The 16,933-nt window shown below is 42.3% G+C and carries 16 protein-coding genes; 10 read left to right on the top strand and 6 right to left on the bottom strand.

Annotation, left to right across the window (positions count from 1 at the left end):
* Window positions 1-174 precede the first annotated feature (174 nt).
* Window positions 175-1,476 carry an amidohydrolase family protein gene (locus tag NWQ57_RS09925; protein WP_306021994.1) on the bottom strand — a complete coding sequence of 434 codons (1,302 nt, stop codon included), beginning with the start codon at window positions 1,474-1,476 and terminating at the stop codon, window positions 175-177.
* Window positions 1,477-1,511: 35 nt separating this feature from the next.
* The gene (locus NWQ57_RS09920) at window positions 1,512-2,972 is read right to left on the bottom strand and encodes a M20 family peptidase (RefSeq protein ID WP_306021993.1); all 1,461 of its coding nucleotides are present in this window, start codon (window positions 2,970-2,972) and stop codon (window positions 1,512-1,514) included.
* A gap of 171 nt (window positions 2,973-3,143) precedes the next feature.
* On the opposite strand from NWQ57_RS09920, the gene NWQ57_RS09915 reads away from it, so the two are divergent.
* Complete coding sequence (locus NWQ57_RS09915; RefSeq protein ID WP_306021992.1) at window positions 3,144-4,043, top strand: DMT family transporter; 900 nt, start codon at window positions 3,144-3,146, stop codon at window positions 4,041-4,043.
* Here NWQ57_RS09915 and NWQ57_RS09910 read toward each other — a convergent pair.
* Window positions 4,038-4,310: a hypothetical protein gene (locus tag NWQ57_RS09910; protein ID WP_306021991.1), complete on the bottom strand. Its 273-nt coding sequence runs from the start codon at window positions 4,308-4,310 to the stop codon at window positions 4,038-4,040. The genes NWQ57_RS09915 and NWQ57_RS09910 overlap by 6 nt on opposite strands.
* Before the next feature lie 212 nt (window positions 4,311-4,522).
* On the opposite strand from NWQ57_RS09910, the gene NWQ57_RS09905 reads away from it, so the two are divergent.
* From NWQ57_RS09905 to NWQ57_RS09875, 7 genes are all read left to right on the top strand, one after another.
* Window positions 4,523-5,023 (top strand): RNA polymerase sigma factor, encoded by a 501-nt coding sequence (locus NWQ57_RS09905; RefSeq protein ID WP_306021990.1) that lies wholly within the window; start codon window positions 4,523-4,525, stop codon window positions 5,021-5,023.
* The gene (locus tag NWQ57_RS09900) at window positions 5,013-5,624 is read left to right on the top strand and encodes a hypothetical protein (protein ID WP_306021989.1); all 612 of its coding nucleotides are present in this window, start codon (window positions 5,013-5,015) and stop codon (window positions 5,622-5,624) included. Before NWQ57_RS09905 ends, NWQ57_RS09900 begins: the two co-directional genes overlap by 11 nt.
* Window positions 5,625-5,707: 83 nt before the next feature.
* Complete coding sequence (locus NWQ57_RS09895) at window positions 5,708-6,652, top strand: sodium-dependent bicarbonate transport family permease (RefSeq protein WP_306021988.1); 945 nt, start codon at window positions 5,708-5,710, stop codon at window positions 6,650-6,652.
* Between the two features lie 63 nt (window positions 6,653-6,715).
* Window positions 6,716-7,306 carry a carbonate dehydratase gene (can, locus tag NWQ57_RS09890; RefSeq protein WP_306021987.1) on the top strand — a complete coding sequence of 197 codons (591 nt, stop codon included), beginning with the start codon at window positions 6,716-6,718 and terminating at the stop codon, window positions 7,304-7,306.
* On the top strand, window positions 7,299-7,775 hold the full coding sequence (locus NWQ57_RS09885; RefSeq protein ID WP_306021986.1) for a histidine phosphatase family protein: 477 nt from the start codon (window positions 7,299-7,301) through the stop codon (window positions 7,773-7,775). The genes can and NWQ57_RS09885 overlap by 8 nt, the downstream gene beginning before the upstream one ends.
* 65 nt (window positions 7,776-7,840) lie before the next feature.
* Window positions 7,841-9,772 carry a S9 family peptidase gene (locus NWQ57_RS09880; protein WP_306021985.1) on the top strand — a complete coding sequence of 644 codons (1,932 nt, stop codon included), beginning with the start codon at window positions 7,841-7,843 and terminating at the stop codon, window positions 9,770-9,772.
* A 197-nt stretch (window positions 9,773-9,969) separates the two neighbouring features.
* Window positions 9,970-11,190, top strand: a complete 1,221-nt coding sequence (locus tag NWQ57_RS09875) for a multidrug effflux MFS transporter (protein ID WP_306021984.1) — start codon at window positions 9,970-9,972, stop codon at window positions 11,188-11,190.
* Between the two features lie 28 nt (window positions 11,191-11,218).
* Here NWQ57_RS09875 and NWQ57_RS09870 read toward each other — a convergent pair whose 3' ends face one another.
* Window positions 11,219-12,790 carry an alpha-N-arabinofuranosidase gene (locus NWQ57_RS09870; RefSeq protein ID WP_306021983.1) on the bottom strand — a complete coding sequence of 524 codons (1,572 nt, stop codon included), beginning with the start codon at window positions 12,788-12,790 and terminating at the stop codon, window positions 11,219-11,221.
* A gap of 259 nt (window positions 12,791-13,049) precedes the next feature.
* On the opposite strand from NWQ57_RS09870, the gene NWQ57_RS09865 reads away from it, so the two are divergent.
* Window positions 13,050-13,694 (top strand): OmpA family protein, encoded by a 645-nt coding sequence (locus tag NWQ57_RS09865; protein ID WP_306021982.1) that lies wholly within the window; start codon window positions 13,050-13,052, stop codon window positions 13,692-13,694.
* 78 nt (window positions 13,695-13,772) lie between these two features.
* On the opposite strand, the gene NWQ57_RS09860 is transcribed toward NWQ57_RS09865, so the two are convergent.
* Window positions 13,773-14,105: a hypothetical protein gene (locus NWQ57_RS09860; protein ID WP_306021981.1), complete on the bottom strand. Its 333-nt coding sequence runs from the start codon at window positions 14,103-14,105 to the stop codon at window positions 13,773-13,775.
* 341 nt (window positions 14,106-14,446) lie between these two features.
* Window positions 14,447-15,922, bottom strand: coding sequence for a ketol-acid reductoisomerase (gene ilvC, locus NWQ57_RS09855; RefSeq protein ID WP_306021980.1), 1,476 nt, complete (start codon window positions 15,920-15,922; stop codon window positions 14,447-14,449).
* A gap of 154 nt (window positions 15,923-16,076) precedes the next feature.
* Between ilvC and ilvY the strand changes: the two genes are divergently transcribed.
* Window positions 16,077-16,931 carry an HTH-type transcriptional activator IlvY gene (gene ilvY, locus NWQ57_RS09850; protein ID WP_306021979.1) on the top strand — a complete coding sequence of 285 codons (855 nt, stop codon included), beginning with the start codon at window positions 16,077-16,079 and terminating at the stop codon, window positions 16,929-16,931.
* Window positions 16,932-16,933 lie beyond the last annotated feature (2 nt).

Here is a 16,933-nt window from a genome sequence, read left to right as displayed (position 1 = left end):
CTTTATTTTGGTCAGTAAAGTACCGAGCCATACTAGGTGATCAATTTGAGTTAGTCTTTGTGCCGCTGACCTTAGTCCTGTGTGGCTTAACGTGGCTGTATGCTAATCACAATAGATTGTTTGAACAGCCGCGTTAACTTGCAGACGGTTGTATAAACCTCGCCTGCTAAGGCTTTATTTTTTTACAAAAACCTTGCCGTCTTTCATAACGAAATCCACATCAAGCAGTTGTTTGATATCGTCTATTGGTGAGCCATCAGTGGCAATCATATCGGCTTGTTTGCCCACCTCCAGAGTGCCTATTTTGTCTGTCATTCCTATTAGGTCAGCTGCGTTGATGGTGGCTGATTTTAAGATATCCACATTGTTCATACCCGCCTCTGCCATGAGCACGGCTTCATAGGCATTAGTGCCGTGTTGTGACACACCGCTGTCTGTCCCAAAGGCTATTTTTACTCCAGCTTTATAGGCTCTAGCAAGGTTACCCTGCATATCACCTCCGACCTTAATGGCTTTATCTTTAATGGCGGGGCTCATAAAGTCGGAGTTTTGCGCCATTTCAACTACGGTATAACCAGCCAGTAAAGTCGGCACTAAATAGGCGCCGGTTTTCTTAAACAATCTAAAAGCTTTTTCACCTGCGTAACTGCCGTGTTCAATACTATCAACACCTGCTTCAAGGGCAGCGATAATACCATCTTCTTGGTGAGCGTGGCTGGCCACTTTGCGACCCATGCGTTTAGCGGCTAACACCACTTCTTTTAGCTCATCCATCTCCATTTGTTGGCCAGTACCTGTTGCGCGATCAGTGAGTACACCGCCGGTAGAGGTGATTTTAATTAAATCAGCGCCATATTTAATTGCATTTCGCGTGGCTCGCCGACAGTCATAGGGGCCGTCACACACTGTTGGTTGGGTATACAGCTCCATAAGTTCAGGCTTAACACCACTTACATCAGCGTGGCCGCCAGTGATGCCAACACCACCCGCTGCAATGATGCGGGGGCCTTCCACCCAGCCATTATTGATGGCATCACGCATGGCGTACATTTCTTGGCTCATTGAGCCTACATCGCGCACGGTAGTAAAACCAGCTTTGAGGGTGCGCATGGCAAACATCAGAGACCGCATTTCGACAAGCTGATCTGACATTTTTAAGCTTTCGCTGTCATTTTTAGGACCCAATTCAAATTGTAAATGCACATGCATGTCCATTAGCCCGGGCATAACAAAGCGATCTTTTAAATCAATAAATTCAACATTTTCGCCAAATGACTCAGGCGCTTGATATCCCTGAATAATTTGTTTAATCACGCTATCTTCAATCACCATGGTTTGTTGGGTGCTGACGGATTTGCCTGGTTCGGCAAGCAGTTTGCCGATATGCAGTACTTTGGTGTTGGCGAGGGTGACGTGATGGATAAGGCAGCTAACAAGAAATAGCCCCAAGGTGAGTCCTTTTTTACGAATATTCATTTGATTTCCTGTTTAGCGTCTTTTGAAAACTACCCTTAGCCTTCGGCGGCCTGTTTTACTATAGCGTAATAAAATTGAATCGCTTGCAAATAGTCTTTCACGCTAATCTGTTCATTTACGCCGTGAAACTGTTTTAGCGTTGTAGGGTTTAAACTGACCATCATAAAGCGATATATATTGTCTGATAGCCCCTGAAAATGACGAGAATCTGTTGCACCCAGTACAAGGTAAGGTGCGACTAAAATCTGGTCATCTAGCCGTCTTATTGTGCTTTCTATAAGCTTAAATCCTAAGGATTCTGTAGATGAAACTGTTGATGCTTCGTTTGCCAATTGTGCCTCTAATTGCACTAAAGGGTTGTCGATCACCTCTTCTAGATGCTGACGAATACTGTCGATTGTGTCACCTGGTAATATTCTGAAGTTGACTACCGCGCTGGCAACGGTGGGTAATACGTTAGATTTATTACTCCCTTGTAGCATGGTCACTGCCGTTGTAGTACGCACGCCTGCAGCTGAACTGGCTTTCGACAATAAGATTTTTTCAACTAGTGGTGAAAGTAGCCATAAGTTGGCTAATGGTAGTCGGCTCGAAAGCGGTGTAGCAAAACCAATATGGGCAAACATTAATTCAAAAAAATCGAGCTTGGTCGAAAAAGGATTATTTTCAATGTTAACAATGGCTTGGGCTACTATACCCGCTGCTGTGTGCTCGGGTGGTTGCGAGGAATGGCCTCCTTCACCTTGAACGCTTAGTTCAAAGTTAACAAACCCTTTTTCAGCAATACCCACCAAGGCGACCGGCTGAGAAGGGCCGGGTATAATGCCATCGGTTACTACTCCTCCTTCATCGAGGATAAATTCAAAACGAACGTTCTGTTCGGCAAAATACCGTGCTACGGCTTTGGCGCCTTCTCCGCCCGCTTCTTCATCATGGCCAAAGGCAAAATAGATACTGCGCTGTGGTTGAATGCCCTCTGAAATTAAACGTTCCATGGCTTCCATTAATGCAACAACACTGACTTTGTCATCAATGGTGCCACGGCCCCAAATCACGTCATCAACTATTTTTCCGCTAAATGGAGGCTGTTGCCACTGAGCTAAACTGGCTTCTTCAATGGGCACTACATCCATATGGCCCATAAATAAGGCCGGTTGTAGTTGTTGGTTTTGACCTTTTAAATGGTAAACAATACTGTAATTATCAATTCGAGTTTGTTCGGTGTGCTGATTAACTAGTGGGAACGATGTTGCCAGATAATCATGAAATGCCGCAAACGCCTGATGGTCAAACTGACTACGGTCGTCATACGAGATCGTTTTAATTTGAATTGCTTGGCTAAATCTTTCAAGTACCGCAGATTGGTTTAGCTCAATGGGCTCAAGTGGCTGACTAACCTGATACTGCTGATTAGCAAAGTGAGTATTCGCGCGGTAAAGCAACACCGCTGCGACGATAATCAATAAAATAAGGATGATCGAAAAAAATTTTTTCATAGGGAGTAAATCAGCGAGCTAACGGACCGTGATGGCAGTATAGCCAAAGCAAGGAGCAAAATACTAGCAAGCATTATCGGATGCAAAGGAGGAATTAGCGAAAGGCAGATAGTCAGCACACTTAGCAATTTGTTACTCTACAATCCTTTTTGAAGTCGGGGTTTGGGCGCCGTGTCTAATACAAGTTTATTCACTATTGTTGTGCTTATTTGGGGCTCAACGTGGTTAGCAATTACTTTTCAATTTGGAGAAATCGATCCGATTTTATCTGTGGGCTTACGCTTTTCTTTCGCGGCGGTAATCCTCGGCACTTATTGTTTTTTTAAAAAGTTATCCTTACGGCTTCCTCTGCACATTCACTTTAAAATGGCCTTAGCTGGCTTGTGTCTGTATGCCTTGGATTACACGATGTTGTACCAAAGTCAGCAATATATCATCAGTGCGATTGTGGCTGTAATGAGTTCCTGTATGGTGTACATCAATGTGGTGTTACGCCGTGTTTTGTTGAAAAAGCCCATGCGCAGCGAAGTGATTGTTGGCGCTACCTGCGGCTTAGTGGGCATAGGCTTGATATTTAAACCTGAGTTTGCCCTTATTAGTGCTGACCGTTTGTTGTTATTAGGTATTGGTTTTGCGTTTGTTTCTTTCTTCTTTGCCGGTCTTGGCAATGTCATTTCTGAACGCATTCTCGACCACGGCACCCCTGTAATCCAAATGAACTTTTGGGCGATGAGTTATGGTGTGTTATGCATTTTCGCTTTTGCTTTTTCACAAGATATTGTTTGGAGTATTCCCCGAAATCCTCACTACTATTTTTCGATGCTGTACTTATCTTTATTCGGTTCAGTATTGGCTTTTGGGGCATATATGAAACTGCTCAGACAAATGGGATCTGATAAAGCGGCCTATGTAGTATTAGTCTACCCTATTGTTGCCTTGATATTGTCGACCTTTTTTGAAGGCTATCAATGGCATATAGAGTCAGTTTTTGGGGTGTGTATCGTATTGTTTGGCAACGCAATAGCCATGGGTAAAATCCCTTTACCCATGCTGCATTCAAAACTCTCATAAATTGTTTATTTTTTTATTAAGCTCATAGGCTGGCTCAGTAACAATTTTTTCTAAGGTTTGGATACGTTCTTTAAGTTGACTGATTGTCAGCTCGTTTTCTAGGGTATTTTTAGTTAATGCTGAGGCTTTAGATGGACTAAACGGGTTATCTACAGTGCCATTTATCCACTTACTGAATTGCCAACCTTTGGCATGATCTAGCCAAGCAACAAGTAAAGACATCGCCAACACACCTGATATTATTACGATAATTCCGAGTACGCTCATATTTATTTCCTGTATTAGTAAAGAGTTAAGTTCTGCTTGAAAGTCTCTATACATGTGGCCATAGGTCTATGCTGGCGCTCCATACTTACAGAGGACTTAAATGTGGTAGTCAGTTTGTATGATTTTTTATTACACAACGATGTAAGTTTTTTTATTGATGGTTGACTAAGGCTTTACACCCTAATGAACAAGTCGGAAAAGTAGGAAACGGTTTGAGTCAGGATTTTAATTCAATATTAAGCGAATATGGCGCTTTGCTGAGTCGTGTGGCTACAAGTTACGAAGCAAACCATCATTTACGCCAAGAGCTGCTGCAAGAAATATCCTTAGCTGTGTGGCAATCTTTGCGCACTTTCAAAGGGGATAGCAGCCTTAAAACCTATATATTACGCGTGGCACACAACCGTGCAATTAGTCATGTTGCATATCATATTAAAACACCAAAAAGCGCCAGCTATTGTGAAATGACACAAGCTAGTCCCAGTCCTACGGCAAGTTCTGAAACCACGATGGCACAACAGCAACAAGTCACAACTCTGCTCAACGAAGTGCGGAAGCTCCCTATTCAAACTCGTCAAATTGTCACCCTTTCGATGGAAGGCCTGAGCTATCAGGACATCGCTGAGGTGTGCGGTATTAAAGTTACTAACGTTGGCGTGATATTAAATCGAAGTAAGAAAGTATTGCTAGAGGCGATAAAACATGAACAGTAAAAATGAAACTCATGATGAAACCGATATATTGAGTTCGATGTGGCAACAACAGCAAACCGAGGTAGTGGGGCTCGGCTCTGTTAAACAGAAATGGCGAAAAGTGCAGTATAAACAACGTTTGTATTTTGTTTTTGATCTTATTGGTGTGCTTTTTATGTTAGGTGCATTTTATATTGCGTTCGACAAATTGGGCGTGTTTGCCAAAACATGGATGGCGATTCTGACCTTTTTTGCAGGTGTTACCGCGGTATACTTTAGCTATTTACGGCGTTTTGCCTTAAGTTGGTCAAATCTTATTACCGAATCATTTATCGAACAGTTAAAAAAACAGCTTATGAGTAATATAAAAATTGCTAAATTTAATCGCGATTTATCGCTTTGGATGGTACTCGCAATCGTTATATTTTATGCCGGTATGTTTTATGTTGATGACGTGTCATTGGCTGTCGTGGCAAAAAAAGGCGTAATATCGCTGGCTATCTTGGCTGCTTTTACCCCTCTTTTTTGGATTTGGGCCGACAGACGAGCAAAACGATTTAGTAAGGAGTTAGCTGCGCTTGAACAAGCCTTATTAGAGCCAGACCCCGAAACACTCTTATAAAAACATTGCAGCTATTGAAAGCTGCAAAATAGGCTTTATTCTGTAGGCACTTTATTGCACATATAAAATGGAAGCCGCGGTTTATGCCTGATATTGTCGTGATGTTTTTTCTGCTAGGCCTTATTGCGGGCCTAGTGCGATCTGACCTTAAAGTGCCAAAAGCGGCCTATGACACCATGAGCTTATTGCTCATGTTAACCATAGGGTTAAAAGGTGGCATGGCTTTACATGGTAACTTGCATTGGCAATTGGTTCCTGAGTTGATCATGGTAGGCGCGATAGGTGCCGTGATTCCTTTGGTCTTGTTCCCGTTTTTGACCAAGATAATTCGGCTTTCTTTGGCTGATAGTGCCAGTATCGCTGCCCACTATGGCTCAGTAAGCGCGGGTACCTTTGCTGTCGCCCTCGCCTATATAGAAGCTAATCAGCTTGACACTGCCGCGCAGGTTACTCTGTATTTAGTATTGCTTGAATTACCCGCAATCGTAGTGGGTTTGCTGTTATATCGTCGTTATTCTCAAGCTCAAGCGAGCGGAACTGCCATGACGAATTTATGGCATGAGTCCTTTACTAATCGCGGTGTTATTTTGTTGCTTGGCGGTGTGGTGATCGGGTTTATGTATGGTTATCAAACAGGCTCTGAGGTAACTGAGTTATTTACCGGCGCTTTTAAAGCGGTTCTGGCCATCTTTTTATTGGAAATGGGCTTAGTTGCGGCTGAAACATTAAGGCCTCTGCCTGTTCAACATTGGCGTTTGTTGATGTTCGCCTTAATAGCGCCAACGTTACTGGCATTCGTGGGTATTGGTGCTGGGATCGTTTTAGGCTTATCTGAAGGCACGATCGTTATCCTCGCGAGTTTGTTGGCCAGTGCGTCTTATATTGCGGCCCCTGCGGCTATAAAAAGCAGTATCAAGGAGGCGGATATAGGCTTAGCGATGCTGGCTTCTTTAGGTGTAACATTTCCCTTTAATGTGATTTTAGGCATCAGTTTTTATCATCAAATTATTAACTGGTTACTTCATTAGGCATATGGTTGGACTTGTTCAAATAATGTGTTTCTTTATACTGCGCGCTCACTGTGAGGGTATATGAACGAAATTAATCAACTGCTTGAAAATAATAAAAATTGGTCAGAGTCGACAAATGAAGCCGATCCCGGTTTTTTTGACCGTTTAGCTAAGCGGCAAAAGCCAGAATATTTATGGATCGGTTGTTCTGACAGCCGTGTTCCCGCTAATCAAATTGTTGGATTAATTCCGGGTGATATCTTTGTTCATCGGAATGTGGCTAACCTGGTTGTGCATACAGACTTCAACTGTCTGTCGGTGCTGCAATATGCGGTAGACGTTTTAAAAGTGAAGCATGTCATTGTATGTGGGCATTATGGATGTGGTGGTATTGATGCTGCGCTACAAGATCAGCAGTTAGGACTAATTGATAATTGGTTGGGGCATATCAAAGATATCGCCTATAAACATCGAGCCGAGCTGGCCGACCTCAGCGCTCATGACAAATCCGCTCGTTTATGTGAATTAAATGTACTAGAACAAGCCGCCAACGTCCGGCGTAGCAATATTGTAAAAGATGCCATTAAGCGAGGCCAAGATTTAACCATTCACAGCTGGATTTACAGTTTGCGGAATGGCCGTTTAAAAGATTTAGCGAAAATAAATGACTAAGATTTTAATTTTATGCCTGCTGTTTTGTCATTCCCTCAGCAGCTTTGCTGAGGAACAAACATGGTATTTTATTCGTCATTTTGAAAAATTAAGTGGTGATGACCCCCAGCTATCTGAATTAGGTAAACAACGCGCAGAAGCCCTAGTGCAGGCTCTCAACAATAAACCAATTAGTCACATTTATTCCACGCCGTATAATCGTACCTTGGACTCTGTCAGCCCTTTGGCTGTAGATAGAGGCTTGAGCCCTATACTTTATGACCCCACTCAATTGGCTCAGTTAGCCCAGCAGTTAGCGCAACGCAATCATGTTATTGTGGTTGGACACAGTAATACCACTGGGCAACTTATCAGGCTTATGGGCGGCGTGATAGATAACTTGACTGAGCAAGACTACGGTCAATTATTTATTCTATCTAAGGTGCACGGTAAACTTGAACTGCAGAGTCAAATTTTGCGCGCAAAGTAGTTTCTTGTCGTTAAATTTTGGTGGTACACTTCAGGTTAATATAATGTAAATATTGGAATGTTAGTATGACAAGGAGTGTTAGCAATCTTTGTTTTTTCAGTGCCTTAATTTTTTTAAACAGCGTTTTTTCTGCAGAGCTACCACTCAGTAGCTTTAGTCAATTACCCAGTGTGAGTGGGCTTGATTTATCGCCCAATGGTAGTCAAATAGCCTTTATTGAAAATATTCAAAATCCAGAAATATCGCTTTTAACAACCTTAAATTTAGAAACGGGAGACAAAAAGCGCTTAGTTAAGTCTGACAATGAAGACGTAAAGATAAATTGGTTTCAGTGGGCCAATGAAAAAACCATTATTGTAAGTATCGGCTATGCCAGCAAAACCCGCTCAGTGGCGTTTAAAGAAACTCGTTTATTGGCTATTGATGTCGACGAGAAAGACATTAAACCCCGTAATCTAATTAGAGCTAACTCAAAAAGTGAGCATGTATCGCAATTTCAAGATGAGGTTGTCTCTTTTTTGCCTGATGATCCTGATCACATTTTGGTCGCAATAGATTTAGATATACCTAACCTCCCCTCTGTGTATAAGTTAAATATCTATAGCCGCAGAAAAACCCGGATAGAACGCGGTAAAATGGATGTGATAGATTGGACGGCTGATAGGCAGGGTAACTTGCGCTTGGGTAAAGCATTAGATTATAAAACCGGTGAAGCTTCGTTTCGAATTAAAATCGGTGACGATGAAACCTGGCATAAAATGTTCGAATATAATGCCCTAGAAGAGCCTGGAATTAGGCCTTTAGGCTTTGCTAACGATCCCAATATTTTGTATTACAAAGCCTACAACGACGACAAACTTGCCTTGTACAAAATTGATTTAACGACAAAGCTTAGTACCTTGGTTTTTGCAGATCCTGATTATGATTTTGATGGCTCACTGATTTATTCACGAAAAAGTAATGATGTGATAGGCATTCGTCATTCTAATAGTGACGGGGGGAGAATTTACTGGGATGAAAACTACGATAAGTTTCAAAAAGCCATTAATGCTGCAATGCCTGATACCAGCAATTATCTGGTTGATTTTAGCGATGACGAAAATATTTACACGATTTATTCAGAAAATGATTTTACGCCGGGGGCGTATTTTATTGGTGATCGAAAGGAAAGAACTATCCATTTAGCTTTTGAACAATATCCTTCCCTGCCGATTGATAAGCTCAGCGAACACAACTTAGTGACTTATGCCACGCGGGATGGCACAAAAATAGAAGGCTATTTGACCTTGCCTAAAAATACCGAAGGGCCAATTGCTACTATTTTGCATCCACATGGTGGTCCTGGTGCAAGAGAATATGATGGCTTTGACTACTGGACATCCTATTTTGCTGATCGAGGGTATGCGGTGTTTAGACCCAACTTTCGAGGTTCCACTGGTTATGGTCGGCAGTTTGCTGAAAGCCAAATGCAGGCTTGGGGTTTAACCATGCAAGACGATTTAACGGATGCGGCAAATTGGCTGGTGGAGCAAAAAATAGCTGATCCAACGAAGATGTGCATAGTCGGCGCCAGTTATGGTGGTTATGCCGCTATCATGGCCGCGGTAAAAACACCTGATTTATTTCAATGTGCAGTGAGTTTTGCCGGCGTAATGGATTTGGACATGTTGGTTAGCAAAAGCCGGTATTTTTTAAATAAAAAGTTTATTAGAAAGCAAATTGGTGAAGATGAAGACGATCTTGAAGCGCGCTCTCCTTATTACCATGCTGACAAAATTAAAATCCCCATTTTATTGATGCATGGTGAAGATGATCGCGTCGTTGATGTCAGGCAAAGTCGAGAAATGGCTGAGGAGCTAGAAGATCTTGACGCTAACGTGAAATACGTTGAACTTAAAAGCGGTGACCATTATTTGTCGATTCAACGAAATAGACATCGTGTATTTGCAGAAATGGACACTTTTTTAAAAAAATACCTTAATCCCACAACCCATTAACACCCTTCGAATCGCAGGCTAGTCTGGCTAAGACTGGCCTTTTTTTCGGCATAGATAATAAAAACACTATAAATAGTTTCGAGCCGCGGATTATATACGTGTTTAGCCAGCAATAAATTTATACCGAAAGTAAATAAAGTGATGAGACCTAAAGTTCGAAGGTGATAGAATTTGCCCTCAAGAAAAGGGCTATATTCATGTCATCCACCGTAGAAGTAAAAAAGAAAAAAATTAAACCTGCCTTAGGTTTAATCGAGTTTGTGTCGTTAATGGCACTGATGACCTCCCTCGTTGCACTAAGCATTGATGCCATGCTGCCAGCACTCGACCAAATAGGTCGAGATCTCGCTATTGTTGATCCTCAGCAAACCCATTTAATTGTCTCGTTGTTTTTCATTGGTATGGGTTTTGGTCAGCTTTATTATGGTCCTGTGTCAGACGACAAAGGTCGTCGTTATGCCATCATTTCAGGTTTGATTATTTTTGCTATCGGCTCGGTGGTATGTATGTTTGCCGAGACATTAACCGTCATGTTGATAGGCCGAGTCATTCAGGCATTTGGTGTTTCGGGGCCGCGTATCGCTGCCTTGGCCGTCATCCGAGATCAATATGAGGGTGATGCCATGGCGCGTGTTATGTCGTTCATCATGATGGTCTTTATTTTAGTGCCTATGCTTGCTCCTAGTTTTGGCCAAGCTATTTTATTTATGTTTTCTTGGCATCATATTTTTTCTTCATTTTTGGTCATTGGTTTATTAACCGGTATTTGGTTTTTTATTCGCCAACCTGAAACCCTACCAAAAGAAAAGCGCAAACCCTTTAGTTGGCGACAACTTTGGATCTCAAGTAAGTTTATTTTGACCCATAAGTTAGTGATGTTTTATACCATTGCTATGGGGTTGATTTTTGGGGGGTTTTTGGCCTATATCAGCGCTTCACAAACCTTATTTCAGCATGTCTATGACACAGGGGAGATGTTTCCCTTGTATTTCGCTTTATTGGCTTTTTCGATTGGTTTAGCGTCGTTTATCAATGGCACCTTAGTGATGCGACTCGGTATGCGATTACTCTGTAATTGGGCGATGTTTGGCTGGTTGTTATTTTCAGTATTGCTCACTATTTTGTGCTTTATTTATGAGGGAATACCTCCGTTGTGGCAATTTGTTTCAGTATTATTTTGTGCATTTTTCTGTATTGGCATTTTGTTTGGCAATGTTAATTCAATGGCGATGCAGCCACTCGGCGATATGGCGGGACTTGGGGCGGCGATTATTGGCTCGCTTAGTAGCTTGTTCTCTGTACCAACTGCCGTATTAGTTGGCAGTTTTATAAACGATACCATAACGCCGGTTGCCATCGGTTTTGTGGTTTTTGGCGCCTTATCATTGAGTTTTTACTGGTTTGCAGAGCATAAATAAAGCCCCTCGGATGAGGGGCTGAGTGCTATTACAGTTTACCTAGATTTAAAACAATGAGTGATTTTGCAGGTATGGTAATGGTGGTTTTCCCCTCGGACACTGCGGCAATGAACATAGTGGGGGCAATGTTGTTTGGTTGCTCAAAGGTGTTGTGAGTATCCATCTTATCGCCAGTTAACATCCAACCTTCAGCTTGTTTGATATTCTGGAGTTTGAGCATCATTTCGTTGCTTACACTGGTATTGACCAATGATAAGTAGGTATTGCCATCTTTTGCTTTCGCGGCGGAAGCGCTAAGAGCAGGAATGCTCTCATCGTCAAACTGGTATCTAGGCGTGGCACTTAAGCTGACAGGAAGCGATACGGCATCTTGAAAGGGAATGTGCATTTTGAAAGCGTAATACGTCGGCGTTAATACCATTTTTTCTTTATCAGTTAAGATCATCGCTTGTAATACATTTACCATTTGAGCAATGTTCGTCATTTGTACTCGGTCTGCATATCGATTAAATATATGAATGTTCAAACCGGTGAGTACGGCGTCTCTAAGCGTATTTTGCTGATATAAAAAACCTGGATTTGTACCCTTATCTACGTCATACCATGTGCCCCATTCATCCACATAAAAGCCGATTTTTTTCTCAGGGTCAAATTTGTCCATGATGGCGACATTAGCTTGAATAAAGTCTTCAATTTTTAAGGTATTATATAAAGTTGAAAACCACTCTTGCTCAGAAAAACCGGTAGCTGAGCCTTTGACGTCCCACTTGCCGGTAGGCAAGGTATAATAATGGTGGCTTATGGCGTCCATGCGCAAACTCCAAGACGGCTTCACCTTTTCAAGCAGGGTTTCTGTCCAAATAGTTTGTGTGTCAGTGCCGCCACTGGCGATTATTTTCGGAAAATTGTCAGTTGGAGCCTTCAGAAAGCCAGCATACTGTTTAAAAAGATCGCTGTAATAGTCAGGCGTCATATTACCCCCACAGCCCCATGCTTCGTTGCCGATAGCAAAATAGTCAACTTTAAATGGCTTAGGATGGCCGTTAGCGCGTCTTTGTGCCACTAAGGTAGTATCAGCATCAGATGTCATGTAATGCAGCCACTCAGCCATTTCTCGCGCAGTACCAGTGCCGAGGTTGCCGTTTACATAGGTTTCTGCGCCAAGCATTTCAGCTAAAGCAAAAAATTCATGAGTTCCAAAGGCATTATCTTCAATCACCCCACCCCAGTTACTGTTCACTGTTTTCGGTCTTGATTCACGTGGGCCGATGCCATCTTGCCAATGATATTCATCAGCAAAACATCCCCCTGGCCAACGCAACAGTGGAACTTGTAAGTCTTTTAACGCCTGCAACACATCTAATCGATAACCCTCTTTGTTGGGTATAAACGAATTTTTACCTACCCAGATACCTTCGTAAATTCCTCTGCCAAGATGCTCCATAAATTGGCCATAAATGTTCTTGTTTAGTTCGCTGCCGGGCTTTGTAATATCAACGCTGATATCGACAACGTCTTCTTTTGCAGTCGCACTTAAGGTCAGTAGTGAGGCTGATAATATAAGGAGCTGTTTGATTTTCGTGGTTATTCTCATCTTCATGCTTTATTTCCTAATCGAGCGTTCGCGTTGTTGTAATCATCGTTTGGAGATTAAGATTAACGTTAAAAAATTGTTACTAAAAGCGGCTAATTTAGCTATGCCTTTACTAAATTTGGTCTGGGAAAATTGCAATCATCTGTTTTGGAACAGTTCGTGCAGTGCTTGCTATGTTCATCTCTGGTTCAGTTAATTAATCAGATACTAATTTCATAAATATTGTTCTTTATAAAAGAGCAATGCGGTTTTATCAGGAGCAAACATGATTAAGCAAGTTAATACAAAGTTGGCAATGGCGTTTGGACTCAGTGCCTTTCTTTTAACTGGGTGTGCAAACACCGCAACGAATACTCAAAAGGGCGTTGGCATCGGTGCAGTAGTAGGTGCTCTGATCGGTAAGGGCACGGGTGATAACGATAAAAGCCGCTACGCATGGGGCGCAGTAGTAGGGGCAATAGCAGGTGGAGCGATTGGTCAATACATGGATAAGCAAGAAAAAGAGTTTCGTGACGAGTTAGCTGACTCTGGTGTTGAGGTGGTGAGAGACGGAGATAACCTTAAACTTTTAATGCCAGGAAATATCACCTTTGAAACGGGCAAAGCCAATATTTCGAGTAGTTTTTATCCAGTTTTAAACGATGTGGCATTGGTAATTAATAAGTATGAAAAAACTACACTGCAGGTGGTAGGACATACAGATAATGTGGGCAGTGATAGTCAGAATCAGTTGCTATCGGAATACAGGGCATCGGCCGTAAAAGGTTACTTAACGGAACATGGTGTAGATAATAGACGAGTATCGACCTTAGGTATGGGGGAATATCAACCGGCAGCAAGTAACGATACGGACTCAGGCAGACAAAAAAATCGTCGAGTAGAATTGACGATTATGCCCTTACAAAGTTAATCATGGGTTTGGCGCTGTGCTGCAGTCAACCGTATTTCAGCGGGTTGTCATGGCGCCGTTTTACTGTCCGCTACTTGATTATTTTACTAGCCGAATAGTGGGTTTTTGAACTTGATTTTCAACGATGTCTACCGTCTTAGAGGTCTTAGTACCATTTTTAAAACGATCGTAACTAATATGTTTCATGCCCATTAACTCACAGAATCGATATATGGTCATGAAGTCTTCTTTAGTGAGCTCTTCATTATCAATAGATAAATGAGAATCTATATAAACTTGTTCGCCATTGGCGGTGAGATTTGCTACTGCTGAGTAGGGTTCGCCATGTTTTCGCACCTTGAGGGCTCTGACCATTTTGACTTCGAAAATCCAGTCATCTAACTGGCATATGCGGTCTAGTGTCTTTTTCATTATTTACCTATATTTTTGAAGGTGTCTAGTGGTGGCCTTAAGGGCGGTAGCAATCTATGCGCCAATCAAGCAAGGTCAATGAACTCGGTATTTTTAGTTGGTATAATTGCTCAAACCGTTGCATTTTGGTATCAGATGTCGCTGTGCTTGCTAAATAATATCGAAAATCCATATTTGATCCAGTGAAATCCGGCGATCAAACTTAAAATAAGCCTAAATTGTAACCTAAAACTGTCGCACATGGGCAACTAAGGCAAAATGTCAAAAAAAAGCCCAGCCAAATTGGCTGGGCAAGAGGGCTTGTAACAAGCACCTTTACGACAGAAATCGTCTCAAATTGGTTACACTATGGCTTTCATATCAGTCATATAGCCACGTAAGGTAGCACCGATGGTTTCTACACCGTGCTCACGAATCGCCTTATTGACTTCAACCAACTTTTTATTGTCCACGCTGTTAGATGCAACAGCATAGGCTTTGCCAATTAACTCAGTGCCAATTTTGGGCATTAACTTTTCCTTTAAGATAGGTAAGGCCGCATTTGCAAATAAATAGTTACCATATTCAGCAGTATCAGAAATAACCACGTTCATCTCATATAAACGCTTACGTGCAATGGTATTCGAGATCAAAGGTGTTTCGTGCAATGACTCATAATAAGCTGACTCTGGTAGGATTCCGGCTTCGACCATCGTATCGAATGCCATTTCAACACCCGCTTTAATCATCGCGACTAAAAAGACGCCATGGTCAAAATACTCTTGCTCTTCAATTTTGCCATTGAACTGAGGGGCATTTTCAAAACCTGTTTGGCCGGTTTCTTCACGCCACTTTAATAAGTTTGCATCGCCATTCGCCCAATCTTCCATCATTGTACGAGAAAATTCGCCGCTGATAATGTCGTCTTGGTGCTTGCCAAAAAGCGGACCAAGTAGCACTTTTAACTCTTCAGCTAATTCAAAGGCTTTTAACTTGGCAGGATTAGATAACCTGTCCATCATGTTAGTGACGCCACCGATTTTTAACGCTTCGGTGACCGTTTCTAAACCGTGTTGGATAAGTTCACCCGCGTAGGCTGGATCAATACCTTCATCGACCATAAGGTCGTAGCCTAAAATAGCCGCGACTTGCTGCATACCACACAAGATGGTTTGCTCACCCATTAGGTCAGATTTTACTTCGGCAACAAAAGACGACTCTAATACACCAGCTCGGTCACCGCCGGTTGCAGACGCTAGAGCTTTGGCAATATCCCAACCTTGACCTTGTGGGTCATTTTCTGGATGTACCGCAATTAGCGTAGGAACGCCAAAACCACGTTTATATTCTTCACGTACTTCAGTGCCCGGGCACTTAGGTGCACACATCACTACTGTAATGTCACTACGAATTTTTTGGCCTTCTTCAACAATATTAAAACCGTGCGAATAACCCAATGTAGACCCTTTTTTCATTAAAGGCATGATGGCTTCAACTACACTTGAATGTTGCTTATCAGGCGTCAGGTTATAAACGATATCCGCACTAGGAATCAGTTCTTGATAGGTGCCTACCGTGAAACCATTACTGGTGGCGCGTTGAAAAGAATCACGTTTTTCGTCAATAGCGGCTTGGCGAAGCGTATAAGACACATCTAAGCCAGAATCGCGCATGTTCAAACCTTGGTTTAAACCTTGAGCACCACAACCGACGATAACAATTTTTTTGCCTTTTAAAAAATCACAGCCATTTGCAAACTCAGCGCGCTGCATAAAACGGCAACGACCTAATTGGTCAAGTTGCTGACGTAAAGATAATGTATTGAAATAATTAGCCATTGTATAAACCCTTTAAATTCTTTTGCGCTGTTTGCGCTAATTGCGTACAAGTCAGTGACGATCTTGTGATGGCAGAATAATAGCGAATATGGCATATTGTTTAAAATGATATATTTGCAACGTCATGTTGCAAAATTTGCAATGAAAAGGTTTTATGGATATTCGCAGCTTAGAACTGTTTCAACATCTGGCCACTAGCTTACATTTTGCTAAGACCTCTGATGCCTTGTTTGTTAGTCCTTCTACCCTGAGTCGAGCCATACAACGGCTTGAAGACGAGTGTGGAACGGCGCTATTTGTGCGCGATAATCGTAGCGTCAAAATCACTGCCGCAGGACTTAAGCTGCTTAACTTTAGTCAACAAACCCTTAGTGAATGGAAAAAGGTAAAGTGGGAATTACAACAAGATCATCAATTGTTGCAAGGAGAGCTAAGCTTGTTTTGTTCGGTGACGGCCAGTTATAGTCACCTACCCAAGCTGGTGAATAATTTCAGACATAAATACCCCAGAGTTGAAATTCACTTATCAACAGGTGATCCTGCATTGTCAGTTGCCAAGGTCATGCAACAAGAGACAGACGCCGCTATTGCGATTTACACCCCAGACTTTCCTGTGGAGCTCCATTTTTTGCCGCTTGAAGATGTGCCTCTGGTATTGATAGCACCTAAAGATACTTTGTTACAGCACTTGCATCAGGTGGATTGGCGCAAACATTCGATGATATTGCCTGAATCAGGACCAACTAAACGAATCGTGCATCATTGGTTTGCTGAAAAAGGGATTCGCCCCAGAGTTTACGCCACGGTGGGAGGCAATGAAGCCATAGTCAGTATGGTGGCACTAGGGTGCGGATTGGGGATCGTGCCGCAGGTGGTTTTAGATAATTCAGTGGTCGCTAACAAGGTAAACCGCATCGAGATACCCGATATTGAACCTTATAAACTCGGTTTGTGTTGTTTGCAAAAGCGGGCTGCAGAACCGGCTATACAGGCCCTATTTAGCTGCTAACT

The sequence above is a fragment of the Paraglaciecola sp. genome, from assembly GCF_030730205.1.
Taxonomy (GTDB): Bacteria; Pseudomonadota; Gammaproteobacteria; order Enterobacterales; family Alteromonadaceae; genus Paraglaciecola.
The sequence above is the reverse complement of the archived record's forward strand: the minus strand, read 5'-3'. Positions and strand labels throughout refer to the sequence as shown.

What these genes read in the sequence shown, in the direction of transcription:
- NWQ57_RS09925 (WP_306021994.1), bottom strand. Translation starts at nt 1,476, where the DNA reads ATGAATATTCGTAAAAAAGGACTCACCTTGGGGCTATTTCTTGTTAGC.
- NWQ57_RS09920 (WP_306021993.1), bottom strand. Translation starts at nt 2,972, where the DNA reads ATGAAAAAATTTTTTTCGATCATCCTTATTTTATTGATTATCGTCGCA.
- NWQ57_RS09910 (WP_306021991.1), bottom strand. Translation starts at nt 4,310, where the DNA reads ATGAGCGTACTCGGAATTATCGTAATAATATCAGGTGTGTTGGCGATG.
- NWQ57_RS09900 (WP_306021989.1), top strand. Translation starts at nt 5,013, where the DNA reads ATGAACAGTAAAAATGAAACTCATGATGAAACCGATATATTGAGTTCG.
- NWQ57_RS09895 (WP_306021988.1), top strand. Translation starts at nt 5,708, where the DNA reads ATGCCTGATATTGTCGTGATGTTTTTTCTGCTAGGCCTTATTGCGGGC.
- can (WP_306021987.1), top strand. Translation starts at nt 6,716, where the DNA reads ATGAACGAAATTAATCAACTGCTTGAAAATAATAAAAATTGGTCAGAG.
- NWQ57_RS09885 (WP_306021986.1), top strand. Translation starts at nt 7,299, where the DNA reads ATGACTAAGATTTTAATTTTATGCCTGCTGTTTTGTCATTCCCTCAGC.
- NWQ57_RS09880 (WP_306021985.1), top strand. Translation starts at nt 7,841, where the DNA reads ATGACAAGGAGTGTTAGCAATCTTTGTTTTTTCAGTGCCTTAATTTTT.
- NWQ57_RS09875 (WP_306021984.1), top strand. Translation starts at nt 9,970, where the DNA reads ATGTCATCCACCGTAGAAGTAAAAAAGAAAAAAATTAAACCTGCCTTA.
- NWQ57_RS09870 (WP_306021983.1), bottom strand. Translation starts at nt 12,790, where the DNA reads ATGAAGATGAGAATAACCACGAAAATCAAACAGCTCCTTATATTATCA.
- NWQ57_RS09865 (WP_306021982.1), top strand. Translation starts at nt 13,050, where the DNA reads ATGATTAAGCAAGTTAATACAAAGTTGGCAATGGCGTTTGGACTCAGT.
- NWQ57_RS09860 (WP_306021981.1), bottom strand. Translation starts at nt 14,105, where the DNA reads ATGAAAAAGACACTAGACCGCATATGCCAGTTAGATGACTGGATTTTC.
- ilvC (WP_306021980.1), bottom strand. Translation starts at nt 15,922, where the DNA reads ATGGCTAATTATTTCAATACATTATCTTTACGTCAGCAACTTGACCAA.
- ilvY (WP_306021979.1), top strand. Translation starts at nt 16,077, where the DNA reads ATGGATATTCGCAGCTTAGAACTGTTTCAACATCTGGCCACTAGCTTA.